We start from the raw sequence: 22,043 nt of genomic DNA on the forward strand, positions 1-22,043 counted from the left end.
GCTTTTCTCAGCAAAACCAGGATTCAGGCCATTCGAACGATGGCTTCAGATATTGATGAAGCTTTTGGGAGGCTGATGCAGGCTGATTTTGGCGTCATACAGCAGGTTGATCAACTCGACGATCATGATCGCCGTCAGCCCCCAGATCTTGTATTCGCCATAGCGATAGCTCGGCACGTACCAGCTGCGGCCCTGATAGTCGATGCGATGGGTATGTTCGCGCGGGTCTTTACGGAAGAAGTCCAGGGGTACGCTGAACACCGCGGCGATCTCGGCGTCGTTGGCCCGGTATTCGACAAAATCCGGGATCACCCCGACATAGGGTGTGACCTTGATGCCATGCAGGCTGATCAGCGGGCTGAGCGGTCCGATCACCTCGACCAGCCCCGGCGGCAGGCCAATCTCTTCTTCGGCTTCACGCAGGGCGGTGAAAATCAGGTCGGGGTCTTCGGGGTCACGGCGTCCGCCGGGGAAGGCAACTTCGCCGCCATGGGTCGACAGGCCGCTGGCACGCAGGGTCAACACCAGTTCGGGCTCGTCACTGCGGGTGATGGGCAGCAGCACCGCAGCCTCGGGAAAACGACGATCGGTCTCCAGTGTGCGTGGAGTGTGGTTACTAACCCGATGCAGTAGCTCGTCCAGCATGAGTGTTCTCGATTTGTGCCTTACCCGGCATCATGCACCAATCGCTGCGGTCGCCCAACCCCCGCAACCACCCCATGTCGCGAAACGACAACTTGCCGACCGACACTGCCGCGCGCCAAGATAGGCGCAGCATTCAGGAACCCCAGCATGAAATTTTGCAGCCAGTGCGGTAACCCGGTGACCCAGCGCATACCCGAAGGCGATTCGCGCCTGCGTTTTGTTTGCGACAGCTGTCAGGCCATTCACTACCAGAACCCCAACATCGTCGCCGGCTGCGTGGCGACCTGGGGCACCCAGGTATTGCTGTGCCGGCGGGCCATCGAGCCGCGACGCGGTTACTGGACCCTGCCCGCCGGTTTCATGGAGAACGGCGAGACCATCGAACAGGCCGCCATTCGCGAGACAGCCGAAGAAGCCTGCGCCCGGGTGCGCAACCTGAGCATCTATACCCTGATCGACGTGCCGCACATCAGCCAGGTGCATGTGTTCTTCCGGGCCGAACTGGCGGACCTGGACTTTTGCGCCGGTCCCGAGAGCCTGGAAGTGCAACTATTCGACGAAGCGGACATTCCATGGGATGAGCTGGCTTTCCGCACAGTGGGCCGTACCTTAGAATGCTTCTTCGCTGACCGGCGGACCGAAATCTATCCCGTTCGGTCTGAATCGATCCCGCCGCTTGCTCAGCCTGCCATTATCTGATGTCATCTCGGCATCACCGGGAGGCGCCGAAAGATTGTCCGAATGCGGCCCGAGCCAGCGGCAGCTCCTGCAAAAACTTCTATACATAAATAGTCGCGACACCTCCTGGGGAATCGTTTCAATGCGCTGGTTGCTTGCCCTGCTCTGTTTGTCGTTTGTCACGGTGTCCCAGGCTTCTGCCGTGGAAACCCTGGACGGCAAGGTCATCGAGAAAATCCTGATTCTCAAGTCTTCCCATCAATTGCAATTGATCAATGACGGCAAGCCGCTCAAAACCTATCGCATTTCCCTGGGCAAACGTCCCAAGGGGCCGAAGCTGATGGAAGGCGACAAGCGCACCCCGGAAGGCTTCTACTGGGTCGACTGGCGCAAGATAAGCGATCGTTTCAACCTGGCGATGCACATTTCCTACCCGAACATCAGCGACTCTGCCCGCGCCCGTCGTGAAGGCGTCGAGCCCGGCGGCATGATCATGATCCACGGTACCCCGGACAGCGAAGACACCCCGGAAGACCTGTTCCACACCCTGGACTGGACCGACGGCTGCATCGCCATGCGCAACATGGACATGCGCGAAGTCTGGAACCTGGTGCCGGACGGCACGATGATCGAGATCCGCCCGTAAATTCCCCGACCTTTGGTCGCTCCGCAAAAAAAATCAAAAAAAATCCAGCCTTCGGCAGCTCCTCCAGGGTGAATACCATTTCCCCCTGTAGAAGCTGCCGAAGGCTGCGATCTTTGCTTTAAATCCTCCCGCCGCTAATACCACTTCGATCCAGCCTCTTTCCACTGCGCCACACAAGGCCTGTTTACCGCACCTGCAGCCTGAGAGGTGCATTGACATGGTATTCAAGTGGTATTAGTTTTTTGCCCTACAGCGAACAAGTAACTTTCTTACAGACGCGTCGGACAATAATTAAATGAACGACCTTTCAGCCCTGCGCCCCGATGACACCCAACCCACGCCGTTGTACCTGCAACTGGCACGCAATCTGGAAGCGGCGATCCATGCCGGCCAGTGGAAAGCCGAACAGGCCATGCCGTCGGAGCGCAATCTGAGCGAAGCGCTGGGCATCTCCCGCGTCACTGCACGCAAGGCTCTGGAAGTGTTGTTCGAACAAGGCCTGATCCGCCGCAACCAGGGCTCCGGCACCTTCATCACGCCGCGGCTCGAACAACCGTTGTCGCGCCTTTCCGGTTTCAGTGAAATGCTCCGCCTCAAGGGGTTCGTGCCCGGATCGCAATGGCTGGAGCGGGAAATTACCCTGCCGACCCACGAAGAACTGATCCGTCTCGGCCTGTCGCCCAACGACAAAGTCGCGCGCCTCAAACGCCTGCGCAAGGCCGACGACACGGTGATGGCCATCGAGATGAGCACCCTGCCCGCCTCGATCATTCCCAAGCCGCAGGCGGTGGGCGATTCCCTCTACGAGTACCTCGACGGCATCGGCAAACCGGTTGTCCGCGCCCTGCAGCACATCCAGGCGATCAACGCCTCGGACGAATTCGCAGCCCTGGTGGGCATTGCCCCCGGCACCGCCATGCTGCTGATGACCCGGGTCGGCTACCTGGAAGACAACACGCCCATCGAAGTCACCGACACCTATTGCCGTAACGACTACTACGACTTTGTCGCAGAGCTTCGCCGCTAGAACGCTGCACCGCGAAACCGCCCACCCAGAGAACCGATCATGTCCGAAGACAACATCCTCACCGCCCACGGCTGGGTTCGTGGCCGACTGGTCCATGAGCACGGCAAAGTCATGTCGATCGAAGGCCAGCCCTGCGATCCGGCGGACAACGATTTGCCGTACCTGCTGCCGGGCTTCATCGACCTGCACGTTCACGGTGGCGGCGGCAAAGACATCATGGAAGGCTCGCCGGCCTTCGAAACCATCACCCGTACTCACGTGCGCTTCGGCACCACGTCGCTGCTGGCCACCACCATGACGGCACCGAGCGAAGAGATATCCAGCGTGCTCCAGGCCGTCGGTGAATTCTGTGAGCAGCGACCCCAAGGCTGCGCCCGGGTGCTTGGCGTGCACCTCGAAGGCCCCTACATCAACCCAGGCAAACTCGGCGCGCAACCCAACTTCGCCCACACCGCGCTGATGGCCGAAGTCGAAGCGTATCTGGCGCTCGCGCCGATCCGGGTGATCACCATTGCCCCGGAAATCGCCGGTCACGATGCCTTGATCCGCGACCTCAGCAGCCGCGGCATTCGCATGCAGATCGGCCACACCCTGGGCAGTTATGAGGAAGGCGTGGCCGCGCTGGAGGCCGGCGCCAGCAGTTTCACCCATCTCTACAACGCCATGAGCCCACTGCATCACCGCGAACCCGGGATCGTCGGCGCTGCCCTGGCCCACGCCAAATACGCCGAACTGATCCCGGATTTGCTGCACGTGCACCCCGGCGCCATCCGCGTGGCCCTGCGCTCGATTCCTTGCCTGTATTGCGTCACCGACTCAACCGCCGCCGCCGGCATGCCCGATGGCGAGTACAAACTCGGCAGCCACACCGTGACCAAATGCCTCGGTGGCGTGCGCCTGCCCGACGGTACGCTGGCCGGCAGCACCCTGACCATGGATCAGGCCCTGCGCAACCTGGTGAAAATCGGCCTACCCATCACCGAAGCCTCGCAGCGCCTGTCGCAGTTCCCCGCCGACTACCTCGGCATCACCGAACGCGGGCGCCTGCAACCGGGGGCCTGGGCCGACTGCGTGCGGCTGGATCGCTCACTGAAACTGACCGCTGTCATGGTCGAAGGAGAAGACATTGACTTCAAAAATGCTTGAAGAGGCGCTGTCCTCGTTCGAGGCCGTGCAAGCCCAATTACAGCAACTCGACCCGCAGATGATCGAGATCGCCGGGCGCCTGCGTCGTCAGCCGCCGCAAGTGGCCATGACCGTGGCGCGTGGCAGTTCCGACCATGCCGCCAGTTACTTCGCCTACCTGACCATGCAACTGCTGGGCATCCCGGTGGCGTCGCTGCCGATGTCGGTGGTGACCATGCAACAGGCACCATTGAAGGTCAGCGGCCAGGTGGCATTCGCCTTTTCGCAATCGGGGCAAAGCCCGGACCTGGTCAACAGCCTGCGCCTGTTGCGCAAGCGCGGTGCCTTGAGCATTTCGCTGGTCAACGCCGAAGACTCGCCGCTGGAAGCCGCCTGCGAATTCAGCCTGCCGCTGTGTGCCGGCACCGAAAGCAGCGTCGCCGCGACCAAGAGCTTTATCGCCACCCTCAGCGCCAGCGCCCGGCTGATTGGCCACTGGAAAGAAGATACCGAACTGCTCGACGCCTGCCGCGCCTTGCCCGAAGGCCTGCGTGACGCTGCGCAACAGGATTGGAGCCCGGCCATCGACGCCTTGCGCGATTGTCAGCGGCTGATGGTGATCGGCCGCGGCGCCGGTTTCGCCATCGCCCAGGAAGCTGCGCTCAAGTTCAAGGAGACGTCGGCGATTCAGGCCGAAGCCTTCAGCAGCGCCGAAGTCCGTCACGGTCCGATGGCCTTGATTGGCGACAACTACCCGCTGCTGGTATTTGCCCCACGGGGAGCCGAACAGGCCGGTTTGCTGAGCCTGGCCGCCGACATGCGCCAACGCGGCGCCCGTGTTCTGCTGGCCGCGCCGGATGACGTGCTTGAACGCGACCTGACGCTGACCCGCGCCGAACACCCGGCCCTCGACCCGATTCTCGCGATCCAGAGTTTCTACGTGATGGCCGCCGGCCTGGCCGTGGCCCGTGGCATGGACCCGGACCAGCCACGGCACCTGAGCAAAGTCACACGTACACACTGAACGCAACGCCCCCTGTAGGAGCGAGCTTGCTCGCGATGGTCGTCAACGAAAACGCGCGTTTGCTGGATAAACGCGGCGTTCTTTAGTCCATCGCGAGCAAGCTCGCTCCTACAGGGGGGCGCGTTGATCCGAACCGATGTTTTGAATGAGACCGAGCCATGCATAACAACAATAAAGAGCTGACCCTCAGCGCCCCACTCAGCGGCCCGGTGCTCACGCTCGCCAAAGTCCCGGACCCGGTGTTCGCCAGCGGCGCCATGGGTGACGGCATCGCCATCGATCCGCTCAACGACACACTCCACGCCCCCTGCGCCGGCGTGGTGGTGCATGTCGCCCGCACCGGTCACGCGGTGACCCTGCGTGCCGACAACGGCGCGGAATTACTCCTGCACCTGGGCCTGGACACGGTCGAGTTGCAGGGCGAGGGCTTTTCGATGCTGGTGCAGGAAGGCGCACGGGTTGCCAATGGCCAACCCCTGCTGCGCTACGACCTGGACAAGGTCGCACAACAGTGCAAAAGCCTGGTCAGCCTGCTGATCCTCACCAACAGCCAGGACTTTCAGGCACGGCCCATCACCCTCAAGTCGGTAAAGGTCGGCGAGCCGCTGCTGCACATCATTCGCCGCCAGGGCGTGGGCGCGCAGGCGGACGTGGAGCTTGCTGGCGAAGAAGTGGTCGGCCACATCCGCATCGCCCATCGTGGTGGCCTGCATGCCCGGCCGGCCGCGCTGATCCGTCAGACCGCGCAAGGATTCAAAAGCAAATCGCAGCTGCATTTCGCCGGCAAGTCGGCCACCTGCGACAGCCTGATCGGCCTGATGGGGCTGGCCATTGGCGAACAGGCAGAAGTCCAGGTCAGTTGCCAGGGCCCGGACGCCGAAGCCGCGCTGCAAGCCTTGCTGACCGCGTTATCCACAGCCCTGGCCGAAGACAACCATGCCGCCGCGCCGACCACGATTGCCCAACGCAATCGCCCCGCCGAAGCCGGCGTATTGCACGGCGTCTGTGCGGCGCCCGGCCTGGTCGGCGGGCCGCTGTTCCACCTGAATGCGATCAGCCTGCCGGTGGATGCCGACCATCATGATCCACAGCAACAGCAGCAAGTGCTGGACGCGGCACTGAGCCAGGTGCGCAGCGAAATCGAACGCACGCTGGTCCTGGCAAAAAAACACAAGGACAGCGCTGAAGAGGCGATCTTCGCCGCACACCTGGCGCTGCTGGAAGACCCGGCCCTGCTGGACACCGCCATACAAACCGTCGCGCAGGGCACGGCTGCGACCCACGCCTGGAGCCAGGCCATCGACGTGCAGTGCGAAGTCCTCCAGCAAACCGGCAGCACACTGCTGGCCGAACGCGCCAACGACCTGCGCGACCTCAAGCAGCGGGTGCTGCGCGCATTGCTTGGCGACGCCTGGCATTACGACGTGCCGGCCGGCGCCATCGTCGCGGCGCAAGAATTGACGCCCTCCGATTTACTGCAACTGAGCCAGCAAGGCGTCGCCGGACTGTGCATGGCCGAAGGTGGCGCGACCTCCCACGTGGCGATTCTGGCCCGGGGCAAAGGCCTGCCGTGCATCGTGGCGCTGGGTTCGACGCTGCTCGATCAGCAACAGGGGCAACCGGTGGTGCTGGACGCCGACGGCGGCCGCCTCGAACTGACACCCAGTGCCGAACGCCTGGCCGACGTGCGCCAGCTACAACAGCAACAGCAACAACGCCGGGCCGAACAACAGGCCCAGGCGCACACCCCCGCACTGACCACTGATGGCCTGCGCATCGAAGTCGCCGCCAATGTGGCATCCAGCACGGAAGCGGCAGACGCGTTGGCCAATGGTGCCGACGGCGTCGGCTTGCTGCGTACCGAGTTTCTCTTCGTCGACCGCCACACCGCGCCGGACGAACAGGAACAACACCACGCCTATCAAGCGGTGCTCGATGCCATGGGCGACAAGTCGGTGATCATCCGCACCATCGACGTCGGCGGCGACAAGCAACTGGACTACCTGCCACTGCCCGCCGAGGCCAATCCGGTGCTCGGCCTGCGCGGCATTCGCCTGGCCCAGGCTCGCCCTGAACTGCTCGACCAGCAATTGCGCGCGCTGCTGCACCTGCGCCCGTTGTCACGCTGCCGGATCTTGCTGCCGATGGTCACGGAAGTCGATGAGCTGCTGCACATCCGCCAGCGCCTCGATGCCTTGTGCGGTGAACTCGGTCTGGCGCAACGCCCGGAACTGGGTGTGATGATCGAAGTTCCGGCCGCCGCGCTGCTGGCCGAGCAACTGGCCGAACACGCGGACTTCCTGTCCATCGGCACCAATGACCTGTCGCAATACACCCTGGCCATGGACCGCGACCACGCCGGGCTCGCCGCGCGCGTCGATGCGCTGCACCCGGCACTGCTGCGGCTGATCGCCCAGACCTGCGCCGGTGCGGCGCAGCACAACCGTTGGGTGGGCGTGTGCGGCGCACTGGCGTCCGATCCGTTGGCCACGCCGGTGTTGATCGGCCTGGGGGTCCGTGAGTTGTCGGTGAGCCCGGTACAGGTCGGCGAAATCAAGGACCGCGTGCGTCATCTCGACGCCAGCGAATGCCGGCGCATCAGCCAGGATTTGCTCAAGTTGAGCAGCGCCAGCGCCGTGCGTCACGCCTGTCACCAGCATTGGCCTCTGAGCTGAAGAACAACAAGAATCCACGGAGAACCGCCATGTACCAACTTTTCATCGAAGGCCTGCAACGCCTCGGCCGCGCGCTGATGCTGCCGATCGCGATCCTGCCGATTGCCGGCCTGCTGCTGCGCCTGGGTGATGCCGATCTGCTGAACATCGCGATCATCCACGACGCCGGCCAGGTGATCTTCGCCAACCTGGCAATGATCTTCGCCATCGGCATCGCGGTCGGTTTCGCCAGGGACAACAACGGTACGGCAGGTCTGGCCGGGGTGATCGGTTACCTGGTGATGATCTCCACCCTCAAGGCGCTCGACCCGAGCATCAACATGGGCATGCTCGCCGGGATCGTCAGCGGCCTGATGGCCGGCGCGCTGTACAACCGCTTCAAGGATATCAAGCTGCCGGAATACCTGGCGTTCTTCGGTGGCCGACGGTTCGTGCCGATTGTCACCGGGTTCGCCGCCGTGGGGCTGGGTGTGGTGTTCGGCTACATCTGGCCGCCGATCCAGCACGGCATCAACAGCTTCGGCACATTGATGATGGAAAGCGGCAGCTTCGGCGCGTTCATCTTCGGCCTGTTCAACCGCCTGTTGATCGTCACCGGCCTGCACCACATCCTCAACAATATGGCGTGGTTCGTGTTCGGCAACTTCACCGACCCCACCACCGGGGCGCTGGTGACTGGCGACCTGTCGCGCTACTTCGCCGGCGATCCGAAGGGTGGCCAGTTCATGACCGGCATGTTCCCGATGATGATCTTCGGCTTGCCCGCCGCCTGCCTGGCGATGTACCGCAACGCCCTGCCGGCACGGCGCAAGGTGATGGGCGGGATCTTCCTGTCGATGGCGTTGACCGCGTTCCTGACCGGCGTCACCGAGCCGATCGAATTCGCCTTCATGTTCCTCGCGCCGTTGCTGTTTGTGTTGCATGCGTTGCTGACCGGCCTGTCGATGGCCATCACCAATGCGCTGAACATCCACCTGGGGTTCACTTTCTCCGGCGGCTTCATCGACATGATCCTGGGCTGGGGCAAGTCCAGCAACGGCTGGCTGGTGTTCCCGGTGGGCCTGGCGTATGCCGTGATCTATTACGTGGTGTTTGACTTCTGTATCCGCCGCTTCGACCTGAAGACACCGGGCCGCGAAACCAGCGCTGACGTCGAGCAGGTTGTCGTCGCCGACAATGAACGCGCCGGGGCATATATCAAGGCCTTGGGCGGTGCCGAAAACCTGATCACCGTCGGCGCCTGCACCACGCGTTTGCGCCTGGACATGGTGGATCGCAACAAGGCTTCGGATGCCGATCTCAAGGCGCTCGGTGCCATGGCCGTCGTGCGTCCGGGCAAGGGCGGGAGTTTGCAGGTGGTGGTCGGGCCGATGGCCGATGCCATTGCCGACGAAATTCGCCTGGCAATGCCGGCACTGGGCCGCGCCATCGTGTCGTCACCGCCCGCAGAAATCGACGCCACTCCACCTGCCGCCGTGGCGACACCCGAGGCGCAGCAATGGCTCAATGCCCTGGGTGGTGGCGACAATGTGCTGCAACTCGATTGCATCGCCATGACCCGCATCCGCCTGCAATTGGCCGATGGCAAAGCCTTGTCGGAATACGATTTGAAAGCGCTGGGTTGCCAGGGTGTGAGTCAGCTGGAAGGCGGCATCTGGCATCTGTTGATTGGCGACAAGGCACCGAGCTTGAGTGATGCACTGGAAGTGTTGGTCAATCGCAGCGAAGTGAGTGCCAAGGTTTAGATCTTCGGTGCCTGATAGGCCGCCATCGCGAGCAAGCTCGCTCCCACATTGGATCTGCATACACTGGACCACTGTGTGAGCGGGCTTGATCGCGAAGAGGCCATAAGCAACACCACAAAAACCCGATCAATAAAAAACCCGCTGAAATCTCTTTCAGCGGGTTTTTCATTTCAGCACCGGAGAATCAGAAATCCTCCAGACGCCACACTTCATAAGCCGGTGTCTCATAGGGATGGCTCTGTTTCAGAGCCGCCACTACCGAGCGAATCAACTCATCGGCCACCACCAGCTCGACCTTCCATTCCTCGACCTGCTCGACCTGCCCTGCCTCGCCAATGAACGGCTGACTGCCGTCCAGTGGGCGAAACTGGCCAGTGCCAAGCACCTGCCATGCACAGTGGTCATAGTCACCGATTCGCCCCCCACCGGCGGCGAATACGGCGCTTTTGACCACCTCGACATGACTGTCGGGAACAAAAAAGCTGAGCTTGTACACGGTGCTTAGTTCACCCACACCCGAGCATTACGGAACATGCGCATCAGCGGTGCATCTTCGTTCCAGTCATCCGAACGCCACGAGTTCTGCACGGCGCGGAATACACGCTCCGGGTGCGGCATCATGATGGTCACGCGGCCGTCGCGGCTGGTCAGGCCGGTGATCCCGCGCGGCGAACCGTTCGGGTTGGCCGGATAGCTTTCGGTGACCTTGCCGTGGTTGTCGACGAAACGCATCGCCACGCAACCCGACAGATCGGCTTCCAGCAGTGCTTCTTCGCTGGCGAACTCGGCATGGCCTTCACCGTGGGCGATGGCGATCGGCATGCGCGAACCGGCCATGCCTTGCAGGAAGATCGAGTTCGACTCCTGGATCTGCACCATGGCCACACGGGCTTCGAACTGCTCGGAACGGTTACGCACGAAGTGCGGCCAGAACTCGCTGCCCGGGATCAGCTCGTGCAGGTTGGACATCATCTGGCAACCGTTGCACACGCCGAGGGTGAAGCTGTCGTTGCGCTCGAAGAAGCCCTGGAACGCATCGCGGGCACGGCTGTTGAACAGCGCCGACTTGGCCCAGCCTTCACCGGCACCCAATACGTCGCCGTAAGAGAAACCACCGCAAGCGACCATGCCCTTGAAGTCGTTCAGGTCGACACGGCCGGCCAGAATGTCGCTCATGTGCACGTCGATCGCGTTGAAACCGGCGCGGTCGAACGCGGCAGCCATTTCCACCTGACCGTTGACGCCCTGCTCACGCAGTACGGCAACCTGTGGGCGAATGCCTTTCTTGATGTAAGGCGCGGCGATGTCCTGGTTGATGTCGTAGCTCAGCTTGACGCTCAGGCCCGGGTTTTCTTCTTCCAGCAGCACGTCGAACTCTTGCTCGGCGCAGTCGGCGTTGTCACGCAGACGCTGGATCTGGTAGCTGGTCTCGGCCCACTGGCGTTGCAGCAGACGACGCTGGCCTTCGAACACAGTGTCACCGTTGAAGGTGATGCCGATCTCGCCATTGTTGATTGGCTGACCGATCACCGACACGCAGTCACCCAGGCCGGCAGCGCTGAACTGCGCGAGGATGTCCGGGGTCGCGTCCTGGCGAACCTGGATCACGGCACCCAGTTCTTCGTTGAACAGGATGGCGGCGATGTCGGCAGAGGTTTCTGCCAGACCGTCGAGGTTCAGGCTCAGGCCACAGTGACCGGCGAACGCCATCTCGACAACGCTGGTCAGCAGACCACCGTCGGAACGGTCGTGGTAAGCCAGCAGGTGGCCGTCGGCGTTGAGGCCCTGGATCACCGCGAAGAAGGCTTTGAGGTCTTCGGCGTCGTCGACGTCCGGAGCCTGCTTGCCGAGCTTGCCGTGAACCTGCGCCAGGATCGAGGCGCCCATGCGGTTCTGGCCGCGGCCCAGGTCGATCAGGATCAGGTCGGTGGTGCCCTTGTCCATGCGCAGTTGCGGAGTCAGGGTCTGACGGATGTCAGTCACTGGCGCGAAACCGGTCACAATCAGGGACATCGGCGAAGTCACGGACTTGTCCACGCCTTTATCGTTCCAGCGTGTAGCCATGGACATCGAGTCCTTGCCCACAGGAATGGTGATGCCCAGTTCAGGGCACAACTCCATGCCGACCGCTTTCACGGTGTCGTACAGGCGTGCATCTTCACCCGGGTGACCGGCAGCCGACATCCAGTTCGCCGACAGTTTGATGTCGGAGATCTTGCCGATGCGCGAGGCCGCGATGTTGGTCAGGGTTTCGCCGATGGCCATGCGGCCCGACGCCGGAGCGTCCAGCAGTGCCAGCGGAGTGCGCTCGCCCATGGCCATGGCTTCACCGGTGTAGACGTCGAAGCTGGTGGCGGTGACGGCAACGTCGGCTACCGGAACCTGCCACGGGCCGACCATCTGGTCACGGGCCACAAGGCCGGTGATGGTGCGGTCCCCGATGGTGATCAGGAAGCTTTTACTGGCCACGGCCGGGTGATGCAGAACGCGCTCGACGCAGTCGGCGATGTTCAGGGTCGACGGATCGAAATCATCGCCCAGCTCGGCTTCACGCACCACCGAACGGTGCATGCGCGGGGCCTTGCCCAACAACACTTCCAGTGGCATGTCCACCGGGCTGTTGCCGAAGTGGCTGTCGGTGACGGTCAACTGCGGTTCGGCAGTGGCTTCGCCGACGACGGCAAACGGGCAACGCTCGCGTTCGCAGATCGCCTTGAAGCGTTCGAAATCCGCCGGGCCGACGGCCAGAACGTAACGTTCCTGGGATTCGTTGGACCAGATTTCGTGCGGGGCCATGCCCGGCTCGTCGTTTGGAATGTTGCGCAGTTCGAAACGGCCACCGCGGTCGCCGTCGTTGACCAGTTCCGGGAAAGCGTTGGACAGACCGCCCGCACCCACGTCGTGGATGAAGCTGATCGGGTTCTTGTCGCCCAGTTGCCAGCAACGGTCGATGACTTCCTGGCAGCGACGTTCCATTTCCGGGTTTTCGCGCTGTACGGAAGCGAAGTCCAGGTCTGCCGAGCTGGTGCCGGTGGCCATTGAGGAAGCCGCGCCGCCGCCCAGGCCGATCAGCATCGCCGGGCCGCCGAGCACGATCAGCTTGGAGCCGACGACGATCTCGCCTTTCTTGACGTGTTCTTCACGGATGTTGCCCATGCCGCCAGCCAGCATGATCGGCTTGTGGTAACCGCGAACTTCGTCACCGTGCGCGGTGGTGATCGATTGTTCGAAGGTACGGAAGTAGCCAGTCAGTGCCGGACGACCGAATTCGTTGTTAAACGCGGCGCCGCCCAATGGGCCTTCAATCATGATGTCCAGCGCGGTGACGATGCGCTCAGGCTTACCGTACGGCACCTCCCACGGCTGTTCGAAGCCCGGGATCTGCAGGTTCGACACGGTGAAACCGGTCAGGCCAGCCTTCGGCTTGGCACCGCGACCGGTGGCGCCTTCGTCACGGATCTCGCCACCGGAACCGGTGGATGCGCCCGGGAACGGGGCAATCGCGGTCGGGTGGTTGTGGGTTTCAACCTTCATCAGGATGTGCACCGGCTCCTGCACCGCGCCGTACTGGCGGGTCTCAGGGTCCGGGAAGAAGCGACCGGCCACCGAGCCGACGATCACCGAAGCGTTGTCCTTATAAGCCGACAGAACGCCTTCGCTGTGCATCACGTAGGTGTTCTTGATCATGCCGAACAGGCTTTTTTCCTGGCTCTCGCCGTCGATGTCCCAACTGGCGTTGAAGATCTTGTGACGGCAATGCTCGGAGTTCGCCTGGGCGAACATCATCAGTTCGATGTCATGCGGGTTGCGCTTCAAGCCGACGAAGGCGTTGACCAGGTAATCGATCTCGTCTTCAGCCAGGGCCAGGCCCAGCTCGGTGTTGGCTTTTTCCAGCGCGGCGCGGCCGCCACCCAACACGTCGATGGCGGTCAGGGGCTTTGGTTCAGCGTGGCTGAACAGGCCGGCGGCCTGCTCGAGGTTGCCCAGGACGATCTGGGTCATGCGGTCGTGCAGCGCATCAGCAACAAGCTGGGCTTCAGCGTCGCTGAACTGGCCGGCCACGTAGAACGCGATGCCGCGCTCCAGGCGCTGGATTTTCGCCAGGCCACAGTTACGGGCGATGTCGCTGGCCTTGCTCGACCACGGCGAGATGGTGCCGAAACGCGGCAGCACCAGAAACAGACGACCGGTCGGTTCCTGTACCGGAACGCTTGGACCGTACTTCAGAAGGCGCGCGAGCACCTGCTGTTCGTCGCCGGTCAGGACGCCAGTAACTTCGGCGAAGTGAGCGAATTCAGCATACAGGCCGCTGACAGCCGGAACCTTCTGGCTCAGTTGCTCAAGGAGCTTGCTGTGGCGAAAGGCAGAAAGGGCAGGAGCGCCGCGCAGGATCAACATCTTCGGGACAGCCTCGGGAAGGGGTGTGCTTTGAGGCCGTGCATTCTAGCCTAAACAGCCCGCGACATCACCCGAAACGCTACGCACGGTTGCACTCGGGCGTCGTTCTGTGTTTCTGCCTCGAAAGTCAGGTTAACCGGGCGTGCAACAACAGCTTATTTTTACTGAAATAAAATGCAGGAAAGGCCCATTCTTGCGGGGTTTCGGCCGGTTTTGTGATCGCTAGCAGACTAGCCCCTCACTGTCGAGATATGGCGCTCGTGGTCCTTTGCGTATACTGCGCAGATGTTTTTCCCAACGGCTTTGCGTCCGCGGTACGCCAAATGGCTGATCGCAACCGGACTCTTCCTGATGCTCGGTGGCTGTGTTGATAAACCCAACACGCTCGAGCGCGTAAAGGAGGATGGTGTGCTGCGGGTGGTTACCCGAAACAGCCCCGCCACCTACTTTCAGGATCGCAACGGTGAGACCGGCTTCGAATACGAGCTGGTGAAGCGCTTCGCCGACGATCTGGGGGTCGAGCTCAAGATCGAGACCGCCGACAACCTCGATGACCTGTTCAACCAGGTTGGCAAGCCCAATGGCCCGGTGCTGGCGGCTGCCGGTCTGGTCAGCAGCGAAGAGCGCAAGAAGCAGGTGCGCTTCTCCCACTCCTACCTGGAAGTCACCCCGCAGATCATCTATCGCAACGGCCAGTCCCGGCCGACCGATGCGAAGGACCTGGTGGGCAAGAAGATCATGGTGCTCAAGGGCAGTACCCACGCCGAACAACTGGCGCAGCTGAAACAGAAGCTTCCCGGCATCGAATACGAAGAGTCTGACGCGGTCGAGGTCGTCGATCTCCTGCGCATGGTCGATGAAGGTCAGATCGACCTGACCCTGGTCGACTCCAACGAAGTGGCGATGAACCAGGTGTACTTCACCAACATCCGGGTCGCCTTCGACCTCGGCGACGCCAGCAACCAAAGCTGGGCCGTCGCCCCGGGCGACGACAACAGCCTGCTCAACGAAATCAACGATTACCTCGACAAGGTCAAGAAGAACGGCACCCTGCAGCGCCTCAAGGACCGCTACTACGGGCATGTCGACGTCCTCGGCTACATGGGCGCCACCACCTTTGCCCAACACTTGCAGCAACGCCTGCCCAAGTACGAACAGCACTTCAAGGCCTACGCCAAGAAAGAAAAAGTCGATTGGCGCCTGCTGGCTGCCATCGGGTACCAGGAGTCGTTGTGGCAACCGACCGTCACGTCCAAGACCGGCGTGCGCGGCCTGATGATGCTGACCCAGAACACCGCGCAGGCCATGGGCGTGTCCAACCGACTGGACCCCAGACAGAGCATCATGGGCGGCGCCAAGTACCTGGCCTACATGAAAGACCAGCTAGACGACTCGATTCAGGAGCCGGACCGGACCTGGTTTGCCCTGGCGGCCTACAACGTCGGCAGCGGCCACCTGGATGACGCACGCAAACTGGCGGCCAAGGAAGGGTTGAACCCGGACAAATGGCTGGACGTGAAGAAGATCCTGCCGCGCCTGTCGGAAAAGAAGTGGTACAGCAAAACCCGTTATGGCTACGCCCGTGGCGGCGAACCGGTGCATTTCGTGGCGAACATCCGTCGCTACTACGACATCCTGACCTGGGTCACGCAGCCGCAGCTTGAAGGCGACCAGGTCGCCGAGGGCAAACTGCTTGTTCCGGGGATCGACAAGACCAAGCCGGCGCAGGAACCTGCACCGCTCTGACAACCACCCAAAATCAAATGTGGGAGCGAGCTTGCTCACGATGAGGGCCTGTCAGTCACATCAATTGTGTCTGTCAGGCCGCTATCGCGAGCAAGCTCGCTCCCACAGGGTTTTGTGTTTGTCTTTTAAGCTTTCGCAGCCGCCAGAATCAGCGCCTTCATCTCCGAAACAGCCGACTTGAAGCCAACGAACAGCGCGTGGGCCACCAGCGCATGGCCGATGTTCAGCTCGTTGATGCCCTTGATCGCCGCCACGGCTTCGACGTTGTGATAGTGCAGGCCATGGCCGGCATTGACGATCAGTCCCTGGACCAGACCGAAGGCCACACCATCAGCCACACGCTTGAGTTCTTCGGCGACTTCGGTCGGCGTCTCGGCATCGGCATAACGCCCGGTGTGCAACTCGATGGCTGGCGCGCCGACACGACGGGAGGCTTCGATCTGGCGCTCATCGGCGTCAATGAACAGCGACACTTCGGAGCCGATCCTTGACAGACGCTCGACCGCCGCCTTGATTCGCGCCTCCTGCCCCGCCACATCCAGGCCACCTTCGGTGGTCAGTTCTTGACGGGTTTCCGGCACCAGGCAAATGTGCGCCGGGCGGATGCGCTCGGCGAACTGCATCATTTCCTCGGTGACACCCATTTCGAAGTTCATGCGGGTTTGCAGCACGTCCTTGAGCAGCAGAACGTCGCGTTCCTGAATGTGCCGACGGTCTTCGCGCAGGTGCACGGTGATGCCGTCGGCACCCGCCTCTTCCGCGTCCAGTGCAGCCTTGACCGGGTCCGGGTAACGGGTGCCCCGGGCCTGACGCAGGGTGGCAACGTGGTCGATGTTCACGCCAAGAAGAATACGGGTGCTGGTGGTCACGGAAGCGCTCCAGAAGAAGAGAAAGTTCGGTGCACAGCATACGGTGTGATCAGGGCTTGCGAAACAGCTCGCGACTGACAAGTGGACGGCCGCCCAGGTGAACGGCCAACGCCTGGCGCATCAAGCGCTTGGCGGCAGACAGAGCGCCGGGGGCGGACCAGTCGGCCTCAGCCATGGCCAGCAGCTCGGTGCCGTTGAACAGGCCCGGTTGCAGCAAGTAGACACGTTCAAGCCCGGCATCCACTTGCAAACGGTAGAGGCCATCCGGCGCGATGGACTGATCATGAATATCAGTCGTCAGGGAAAAGCCGTAGCCGAGGTCATCGAGCAAGCGCCATTCGAACGAGCGCAGCAAGGGCTCCAGAGCACGACCTTCAGCCAGAGCCAGCAAAGTCTCAGCGTAGTGATCGAATACGCCGGGATGAGGATCTTCGGCGGGCAACAGGCGAATCAGCAATTCATTGAGGTAAAGACCACTGAACAACGCCTCGCCATTGAGCCAGGTGGAGATGCCAGCACTCTCCATGCGCCCGACATTCTTCAACTCGCCCTTGCCGCGGAACTCGACTTCCAATGGCACGAACGGCCGCGCCAGTGTCCCGGCCTTGCCCCGTGCACTGCGCAACACCGCCCGCAGCCGACCTTGCGGCGTGAGGAAGTCCACCAGCGCGCTGTTTTCACGGTAGGCGCGGGAGTGCAGGACATAGGCGGGTTGGGCGATGGGTTGGGTTTGGGACATGAGCTTCTCGCCAAAATGTAGGAGCGAGCCTGCTCGCGATGGTGGATAACGATAACGCGGGCTTTCAGAATGAACGCGGCGCTTTCAAGTCCATCGCGAGCAGGCTCGCTCCTACAAAGGTCCTGCGGTGTATTACAGGTCGCCGTAACCCAACGAACGCAATGCACGCTCGTCATCGGACCAGCCACCCTTAACCTTGACCCACAGGTTGAGCATGATCTTGGAGTCGAACAGCAGCTCCATGTCCTTGCGCGCTTCGGTGCCGATGCGCTTGATGCGCTCGCCCTTGTCGCCGATGATGATTTTTTTCTGGCCATCGCGCTCGACGAGGATCAAGGCATGAATGTGCAGGGTCTTGCCCTGCTGCTTGAACTCTTCGATTTCAACGGTGATCTGGTACGGCAGCTCGGCGCCCATCTGGCGCATGATTTTCTCGCGGACCAGCTCAGCGGCGAGGAAACGGCTGCTGCGGTCGGTGATCTGGTCTTCCGGGAAGAAGTGATCGTTTTCCGGCAGGTGCTCGGCAATCACACGCTCCAGCGCATCGAGGTTATGCCCGTGCTGCGCGGAAATCGGGATGATCTGCGCATTCGGCAACTGCTCCTGCAACCAGCTCAGGTGCGGCATCAGCTCGGCTTTGTCTTCGATGCGGTCGGTCTTGTTCAACGCCACGATCAGCGGGCCGGTCACGTACTGGACGCGCTCGAGAACCATCTGGTCTTCTTCGGTCCACTTGGTGCGGTCGACCACGAAGATCACCACGTCGACGTCTTTCAGCGCCGCCGAGGCTGTTTTGTTCATGTATCGGTTCAGGGCCTTTTCGCCACCCTTGTGCATACCAGGGGTGTCGACGTAGATCGCCTGCACATCGCCCTCGGTCTTGATACCGAGCATGTTGTGACGGGTGGTTTGCGGTTTGCGCGAGGTGATCGCCAGCTTCTGACCCAGGATGTGGTTCAGCAGCGTGGACTTGCCCACGTTCGGACGGCCGACGATGGCAACATAGCCACAGCGAGTTGCGTTTGTATCAGTCATTGCCATTCTCCACACCCAGGGCAATCAGTGCTGCGGCGGCCGCTACCTGTTCGGCAATACGACGACTCACACCCTGACCTCGGCTTTTTTCATTCAGTAAGATGATTTCGCATTCGACGAAGAACGTCCGGCAATGCGGCTCACCCTGGATATCCACCACTTCGTAACGCGGCAGCTCACAACCACGGGACTGCAGGAACTCTTGCAGGCGGGTCTTTGGATCTTTGTTGGTGTCGACCAGCGTCAGGCCTTCGAACTCGCCGGCCAGCCAGGCGAGCACGCGCTCGCGGGCCATTTCCATGCCAGCATCGAGGTAGATCGCACCAATCAGCGCTTCGAGGGCATCGGCCAGAATCGACTCGCGACGGAAACCGCCGCTTTTCAGCTCGCCCGAGCCCAGACGCAGGTATTCGCCCAGATCGAAACCACGGGCCAGTACGGCCAGGGTCTCACCTTTGACCAGGCGCGCGCGCAAACGCGACAACTGGCCTTCGCGAGCCAGCGGGAAGCGCTCGAACAACGCCTCGCCAGCGACGAAGTTGAGAATGGCGTCACCGAGGAACTCCAGGCGTTCGTTGTTACGCCCGGCAAAGCTGCGGTGAGTCAGGGCCAGGACCATCAGTTCCTGATCTTTGAAGGTGTAGCCGAGCTGACGCTCTAGACGGCTTAAGGAGACGCTCACGGTTTACCCACGCTGAGTTCGTGGCTGAATTCCACCGCCATCGCCGTAAATTGGCGCAGGCTTGGGACAATTAAAGCTGTGTTCAAAAATAACGTCCTGAATATCATTGTTTTCATGCCTCTGGCGCCCATTGTGCCGGCTCCAGAAATGCATTCGGCGCTGTGTTCAACAGCGCCGTGTCTGATTACTTGATCAGGCCAACCCGCGAGAAATTCGGCAGGTGACTGAGTTTGGGTTCCGGCCAGCTCATCCAGACCGCAAAGGCCTTGCCGACGATATTCTTGTCGGGAACCATGCCCAGCAGATCCTTGGGAATGTTCGGATCATCCCAGTAGCGACTGTCGTTCGAGTTGTCGCGGTTGTCGCCCATCATGAAGTAGTGCCCGGCCGGCACGGTCCACGAATGGTCCGGCATTGCGCGGTAGCGGCTCATTTCCTTGCGGATCATGTGCTCGGCCGCACCGAGTTTTTCCTTGTAGAGCTCAGCGCTGCCCAGCGTGCCCGGCTCGGAGCCGACCAGTTGCTCGGCAATCGATTGACCGTTGACGAACAGGCGCTTGTCGGCGGTGTAGCGAACCGTGTCGCCCGGCAAACCAACCACACGTTTGATGTAGTTGACGTTCGGGTCGCTCGGGTAGCGGAACACCATCACATCGCCGCGCTGCGGATCACCGACTTCGATGACTTTCTTGTCGATCACCGGCAAGCGGATCCCGTAGGAAAACTTGCTCACCAGGATGAAGTCGCCGACATCCAGGGTTGGCTTCATCGAACCGGAAGGAATCTGGAACGGTTCCACCAGGAACGAACGCAGCACCAGCACGATGAACAACACCGGGAAGAACGACTTGCCGTATTCAACCAGCAGCGGCTCTTTGTTCAGCTTCTCGACCACGACCATGTCAGGCTGGCTGACGCTGCCCTGATAGGAAGCGATGGCGGCACGCCGACGCGGAGCCAGGATCAACAGATCGAGCAACGCCAACAGGCCGCAGACGAACACGGCGATGACCAGCAACAGCGGGAAATTTAGCGACATAGGACCTAACTATCCAACCTGAGCACTGCAAGGAAGGCTTCCTGTGGAATCTCCACGTTGCCGACCTGCTTCATGCGTTTCTTACCGGCCTTTTGCTTCTCCAGCAGTTTCTTCTTACGGCTGACGTCACCACCGTAGCATTTGGCCAATACGTTCTTTCTGAGCGCCTTGACGGTTGTCCGCGCCACAATCTGCCCGCCAATGGCGGCCTGGATTGCCACGTCGAACATCTGCCGCGGAATCAGTTCTTTCATCTTCTCGGTCAACTGGCGACCTTTGTAGTGCGAGTTGTCACGGTGCACGATCAGCGCCAGAGCGTCGACCTTGTCACCGTTGATCAGCACGTCCAGTTTCACCAGACTAGCCGATTGATAACGATCGAAATGGTAGTCCAGCGAAGCATAGCCGCGGCTGGTGGATTTCAGACGGTCGAAGAAGTCCAGCACCACTTCGTTCATCGGCAGGTCGTAGGTCACTTGTACCTGGGAGCCGAGGAACAGCATGTCAACCTGCACACCACGTTTTTCGATGCACAGGGTAATGACGTTGCCCAGGTGCTCTTGCGGCACAAGAATATTGGCCCGCACGATCGGCTCACGCATGTCTTCGATCGAGGACAGGTCCGGGAGCTTCGACGGGTTATCGACGTAGATCGTCTCGCCGGTCTTGAGCAGCAGCTCGAAGATTACCGTCGGCGCCGTGGTGATCAGGTCCAGGTTGTACTCGCGCTCCAGGCGCTCCTGGATGATTTCCATGTGCAGCATGCCGAGGAAGCCGCAACGGAAGCCGAAGCCCAGTGCGTCAGAGCTTTCCGGCGTGTATTGCAGCGACGAGTCGTTCAGGGTGAGCTTTTGCAGCGCTTCGCGGAAATCTTCGAAGTCGTCGGAGCTGACCGGGAACAGACCGGCGTAAACCTGCGGCTGAATACGTTTGAAGCCTGGCAGTACATCCACGTCCGGCGTCGAGCTCAAGGTCAGGGTGTCACCCACTGGCGCACCGTGAATGTCCTTGATGCTGGCGATGATGAAGCCCACTTCACCGGCCTTGAGGTCAGCGGTAGGGGTGTGCTTCGGGTTGAACACACCGACGCTGTCTACCAGGTGGATCTTGCCGGTGGACTTGACCAGGATCTTGTCGCCCTTCTTCACGCGACCGTGGCGCACGCGTACCAGGGAAACAACACCCAGGTAGTTGTCGAACCAGGAGTCGATGATCAACGCTTGCAGCGGATCTTCGTAGTTGCCGGTCGGTGCAGGAATGGTGGCGACCAGGCGCTCGAGCACTTCGTCGACGCCCAGGCCGGTCTTGGCCGAGCACTCGACCGCATCGGTGGCATCGATGCCGATGATTTTTTCGATTTCTTCTTTAACACGGTCCGGATCGGCCTGTGGCAGGTCGATCTTGTTCAGCACGGGCATCACTTCCAGGCCCTGCTCGATTGCGGTGTAGCAGTTGGCAACCGACTGCGCTTCAACGCCTTGACCGGCATCGACCACCAGCAGCGCGCCTTCACAGGCAGCCAACGAACGGCTCACCTCATAGGTGAAGTCAACGTGGCCGGGGGTATCAATGAAGTTCAGCTGGTAGTTGATACCGTCGCGAGCCTTGTAATACAGGGTGACGCTGTGCGCCTTGATGGTGATCCCGCGTTCACGCTCAAGGTCCATGGAGTCCAGGACCTGGGCTTCCATTTCGCGCTCGGCGAGGCCGCCACACATCTGGATGAAGCGATCGGCCAGCGTCGACTTGCCATGGTCAATGTGGGCGATGATGGAGAAATTGCGGATATGACTCAAATCACTCACGGATCAACACTCAAAAAGGCTGCAGGCATAGCCCGCCGAAAAATAGCCGGGAATTGTACCTGATCCACGGCGCAAGCGTCACGTTCGCAGGTCAGACGGTGCCTACAAAAACGCCCCGGTCTTGCGACAAGGGCGTTTTTTAACGTCAAAGCGGTCGAAAAATGC

General features: G+C 61.3%; 17 protein-coding genes. 8 read left to right on the plus strand and 9 right to left on the minus strand.

The genetic code is table 11. From position 1 onward, the window contains the following. Nucleotides 1–45: 45 nt before the first annotated feature. The gene (locus AC3WTM_RS00315) at nt 46–645 is read right to left on the minus strand and encodes a CoA pyrophosphatase (RefSeq protein WP_102670167.1); all 600 of its coding nucleotides are present in this window, start codon (nt 643–645) and stop codon (nt 46–48) included. Between the two features lie 147 nt (nt 646–792). On the opposite strand from AC3WTM_RS00315, the gene AC3WTM_RS00320 reads away from it, so the two are divergent. The 7 genes from AC3WTM_RS00320 (at nt 793) to nagE (ending at nt 9,565) form a co-directional block, all read left to right on the plus strand. After that, complete coding sequence (locus AC3WTM_RS00320) at nt 793–1,344, plus strand: NUDIX hydrolase (protein ID WP_102670168.1); 552 nt, start codon at nt 793–795, stop codon at nt 1,342–1,344. Nucleotides 1,345–1,465: 121 nt separating this feature from the next. Further along, complete coding sequence (locus tag AC3WTM_RS00325) at nt 1,466–1,969, plus strand: L,D-transpeptidase family protein (protein ID WP_102670169.1); 504 nt, start codon at nt 1,466–1,468, stop codon at nt 1,967–1,969. 295 nt (nt 1,970–2,264) lie between these two features. Next, the gene (locus AC3WTM_RS00330; RefSeq protein ID WP_057716273.1) at nt 2,265–2,996 is read left to right on the plus strand and encodes a GntR family transcriptional regulator; all 732 of its coding nucleotides are present in this window, start codon (nt 2,265–2,267) and stop codon (nt 2,994–2,996) included. Nucleotides 2,997–3,035: 39 nt separating this feature from the next. After that, nucleotides 3,036–4,142: an N-acetylglucosamine-6-phosphate deacetylase gene (gene nagA, locus AC3WTM_RS00335; RefSeq protein ID WP_102670170.1), complete on the plus strand. Its 1,107-nt coding sequence runs from the start codon at nt 3,036–3,038 to the stop codon at nt 4,140–4,142. Beyond that, nucleotides 4,123–5,145 (plus strand): SIS domain-containing protein, encoded by a 1,023-nt coding sequence (locus tag AC3WTM_RS00340; protein WP_102670171.1) that lies wholly within the window; start codon nt 4,123–4,125, stop codon nt 5,143–5,145. Before nagA ends, AC3WTM_RS00340 begins: the two co-directional genes overlap by 20 nt. Nucleotides 5,146–5,303: 158 nt before the next feature. After that, nucleotides 5,304–7,820 carry a phosphoenolpyruvate--protein phosphotransferase gene (gene ptsP / locus AC3WTM_RS00345; protein ID WP_102670172.1) on the plus strand — a complete coding sequence of 839 codons (2,517 nt, stop codon included), beginning with the start codon at nt 5,304–5,306 and terminating at the stop codon, nt 7,818–7,820. 29 nt (nt 7,821–7,849) lie between these two features. Next, nucleotides 7,850–9,565 (plus strand): N-acetylglucosamine-specific PTS transporter subunit IIBC, encoded by a 1,716-nt coding sequence (gene nagE, locus AC3WTM_RS00350; RefSeq protein WP_102670173.1) that lies wholly within the window; start codon nt 7,850–7,852, stop codon nt 9,563–9,565. A gap of 184 nt (nt 9,566–9,749) precedes the next feature. On the opposite strand, the gene AC3WTM_RS00355 is transcribed toward nagE, so the two are convergent. Together AC3WTM_RS00355 and purL are read right to left on the minus strand one after the other, a co-directional pair. Continuing rightward, a complete protein-coding gene (locus AC3WTM_RS00355) occupies nt 9,750–10,061 on the minus strand; it encodes a YqfO family protein (protein WP_102670205.1) in 312 nt (103 codons plus the stop codon). Nucleotides 10,062–10,066: 5 nt separating this feature from the next. Next, nucleotides 10,067–13,963: a phosphoribosylformylglycinamidine synthase gene (purL, locus tag AC3WTM_RS00360; RefSeq protein WP_102670174.1), complete on the minus strand. Its 3,897-nt coding sequence runs from the start codon at nt 13,961–13,963 to the stop codon at nt 10,067–10,069. Between the two features lie 285 nt (nt 13,964–14,248). On the opposite strand from purL, the gene mltF reads away from it, so the two are divergent. Then, nucleotides 14,249–15,709 carry a membrane-bound lytic murein transglycosylase MltF gene (gene mltF / locus AC3WTM_RS00365; RefSeq protein ID WP_102670175.1) on the plus strand — a complete coding sequence of 487 codons (1,461 nt, stop codon included), beginning with the start codon at nt 14,249–14,251 and terminating at the stop codon, nt 15,707–15,709. A 125-nt stretch (nt 15,710–15,834) separates the two neighbouring features. Here mltF and pdxJ read toward each other — a convergent pair whose 3' ends face one another. The 6 genes from pdxJ to lepA form a co-directional block, all read right to left on the minus strand. Next, entirely contained in the window at nt 15,835–16,578 is a 744-nt protein-coding gene (gene pdxJ, locus AC3WTM_RS00370; RefSeq protein WP_102670176.1) for a pyridoxine 5'-phosphate synthase, read from the minus strand. Between the two features lie 49 nt (nt 16,579–16,627). Further along, nucleotides 16,628–17,317 (minus strand): DNA repair protein RecO, encoded by a 690-nt coding sequence (gene recO / locus AC3WTM_RS00375; protein ID WP_102670177.1) that lies wholly within the window; start codon nt 17,315–17,317, stop codon nt 16,628–16,630. A gap of 132 nt (nt 17,318–17,449) precedes the next feature. Beyond that, nucleotides 17,450–18,352: a GTPase Era gene (gene era / locus AC3WTM_RS00380; RefSeq protein ID WP_007973959.1), complete on the minus strand. Its 903-nt coding sequence runs from the start codon at nt 18,350–18,352 to the stop codon at nt 17,450–17,452. After that, a complete protein-coding gene (gene rnc / locus AC3WTM_RS00385) occupies nt 18,345–19,034 on the minus strand; it encodes a ribonuclease III (protein ID WP_008053221.1) in 690 nt (229 codons plus the stop codon). The genes era and rnc overlap by 8 nt, the downstream gene beginning before the upstream one ends. 184 nt (nt 19,035–19,218) lie before the next feature. Continuing rightward, nucleotides 19,219–20,073, minus strand: a complete 855-nt coding sequence (gene lepB / locus AC3WTM_RS00390; RefSeq protein WP_008053222.1) for a signal peptidase I — start codon at nt 20,071–20,073, stop codon at nt 19,219–19,221. A 5-nt stretch (nt 20,074–20,078) separates the two neighbouring features. Then, nucleotides 20,079–21,878 carry a translation elongation factor 4 gene (gene lepA, locus AC3WTM_RS00395; RefSeq protein WP_008053223.1) on the minus strand — a complete coding sequence of 600 codons (1,800 nt, stop codon included), beginning with the start codon at nt 21,876–21,878 and terminating at the stop codon, nt 20,079–20,081. Nucleotides 21,879–22,043: the final 165 nt, after the last annotated feature.

It is taken from the genome of Pseudomonas sp. EU05-FHT14B02, assembly GCF_058791055.1.

Coding starts and splice junctions, on each gene's coding strand:
- nagA (WP_102670170.1), top strand. CDS start 3,036: ATGTCCGAAGACAACATCCTCACCGCCCACGGCTGGGTTCGTGGCCGA.
- nagE (WP_102670173.1), top strand. CDS start 7,850: ATGTACCAACTTTTCATCGAAGGCCTGCAACGCCTCGGCCGCGCGCTG.
- mltF (WP_102670175.1), top strand. CDS start 14,249: ATGTTTTTCCCAACGGCTTTGCGTCCGCGGTACGCCAAATGGCTGATC.
- recO (WP_102670177.1), bottom strand. CDS start 17,317: ATGTCCCAAACCCAACCCATCGCCCAACCCGCCTATGTCCTGCACTCC.
- purL (WP_102670174.1), bottom strand. CDS start 13,963: ATGTTGATCCTGCGCGGCGCTCCTGCCCTTTCTGCCTTTCGCCACAGC.
- ptsP (WP_102670172.1), top strand. CDS start 5,304: ATGCATAACAACAATAAAGAGCTGACCCTCAGCGCCCCACTCAGCGGC.
- AC3WTM_RS00320 (WP_102670168.1), top strand. CDS start 793: ATGAAATTTTGCAGCCAGTGCGGTAACCCGGTGACCCAGCGCATACCC.
- era (WP_007973959.1), bottom strand. CDS start 18,352: ATGACTGATACAAACGCAACTCGCTGTGGCTATGTTGCCATCGTCGGC.
- AC3WTM_RS00325 (WP_102670169.1), top strand. CDS start 1,466: ATGCGCTGGTTGCTTGCCCTGCTCTGTTTGTCGTTTGTCACGGTGTCC.
- AC3WTM_RS00330 (WP_057716273.1), top strand. CDS start 2,265: ATGAACGACCTTTCAGCCCTGCGCCCCGATGACACCCAACCCACGCCG.
- lepB (WP_008053222.1), bottom strand. CDS start 20,073: ATGTCGCTAAATTTCCCGCTGTTGCTGGTCATCGCCGTGTTCGTCTGC.
- AC3WTM_RS00315 (WP_102670167.1), bottom strand. CDS start 645: ATGCTGGACGAGCTACTGCATCGGGTTAGTAACCACACTCCACGCACA.